This window comes from Streptomyces calidiresistens, from assembly GCF_014141525.1.
Taxonomy (GTDB): domain Bacteria; phylum Actinomycetota; class Actinomycetes; order Streptomycetales; family Streptomycetaceae; genus Streptomyces; species Streptomyces calidiresistens.
In genome coordinates, this window is the sequence record NZ_VKHS01001048.1 from 1 (window position 1) to 1526 (window position 1526).

Genomic DNA, 1526 nt, shown 5'->3' on the forward strand with positions numbered 1-1526 from the left:
GGGTCATGCTGCCTTTCCGAGAGGGGACTGCGCGGATGGCCGCCGGACCGGCCGGGGGGTGGGGGCCGAAGTGGAGGGAGCCTCGGCCGTGGAGGGGACCGACCGCTTCCTTCCCCTGCTCCCGGCTCGGGGCATGCCGTGGTTCCGGTCGCGGTCCAGGACCTTGTCGGCTGCCTGCCGCAGCAGGTCGCGGGCGTGTTTGGGGTTGATCCGCAGGGCGAGGGCCAGCCGTTCGGGGCGCCAGCCCCGGACGTAGGCGTGGTCGATGACCACCCGGCGTTCGGCTTCGCTCAGGTGGACATCGCGGCCCTTGAAGAAGGCGATCACGCGGCTGTGGTCCAAGCGGTGGGACAGGCCCTCGTGCCAGGGGCGGCGCTCGGCCTCGGTCAGCCCGCCCCAGGTGCCCTCTCGCAGGCCGTTCTCCAGGGCGTGGTTGAGGCACTCGCGGCGCACCGGGCACGGGTCGCACAGCTCTTTGGCCTCGGCGATGGCCTCGTGGTCGCGGGGGAGTGGGAAGAAGAGGGCGTCCGCGTCGCCGGGGTCCATGCCCCGGCACCCGGCGCGGGCCTGCCAGCTGGTGTCGCCGATACCGCGCAGGTCGGTGGCCGGCGCATCGGGGGTGGGGAGGTCTCGCACGGTGGTCTCCGGTGTGGCCGCCGCGCCCCCGGCCGGAGCCGGGAGGCGGTGACGGTGGGGTGGGGGCGGGTCAGGTGGTTTCGGGCTGCCGGTCCCGGTGGGCCGCGGCGAGGTCGACGCGACCCGGATGCGGGGTCGCGCGGGGGGTACTGCCGCGTGCCGCGCCGTCGGGGGCGATCCGTCGGCGTCGGCACGGCTCGCCGACCGGGGCGTGGCACCACTCGCAGCGCACGGTCAGGGCGTCGGGCAGCCCCCGGGCGATGGCCGCCTCGCGGGCCGCGCGGGCGGGCCGGTAGGGCGCCAGGGCTGCTCGGGCCGGGGCGGGGATGCAGGAGCCGACCTCCCGCAGCCGCGCCTCCAATTCCGGGCGGGGCCGGGCGCCGGTGATCTGCCGGAGGTGGACCGGCGCGGTCCTCCCGCTCGCCACGGCCCGTCGGGTACCGGCCAGTTCGGCGTTCCAGGCCACCGGATCATCCGGGTCGGCACCCGGGGTGGGGTCGGTGTGCCGTTGCAGGCGGTCGCGCCGATGGGCTCGCCATGCGCGGGCGATGTCCACCGGCATGATCGGGTACGGCGAGGTCAGGACGTGCTCACGGGCGACCACGCGGGCGTCCCAGCCCTGCGGCGTGGCGGCGGGGACCTCGGCGAGCAGCTCGTGCCAGCGGTCGAGCTGCTCGCGGACCTCGGCCGGGTCGGTGCGGATGGTGCGGGGGTCCAGCCGGCCGATGTAGGCCAGCAGGGCGGCGCTCTCTCGACGGTCCACGGCTACTCCGTTCCGGTCGGCTCGTCCAGGGCGGCCAGCAGGGCCGCGGCTGTCTCTTATACACATATAAAAAAAAAAAAAAGTATGCCGGTAGATGCGTACAAAAGGCCCACAAAGGGGGTGCTGT

2 protein-coding genes are annotated in these 1526 nt (G+C 74.5%); both read right to left on the reverse strand.

Annotated elements, in window-relative coordinates; translation table 11 throughout:
* Positions 1-3: 3 nt before the first annotated feature.
* Positions 4-636, reverse strand: a complete 633-nt coding sequence (locus FOE67_RS25330) for a WhiB family transcriptional regulator (protein ID WP_182667147.1) — start codon at positions 634-636, stop codon at positions 4-6.
* 70 nt (positions 637-706) lie between these two features.
* Positions 707-1399 (reverse strand): zinc finger domain-containing protein, encoded by a 693-nt coding sequence (locus FOE67_RS25335; RefSeq protein WP_182667148.1) that lies wholly within the window; start codon positions 1397-1399, stop codon positions 707-709.
* Positions 1400-1526: the final 127 nt, after the last annotated feature.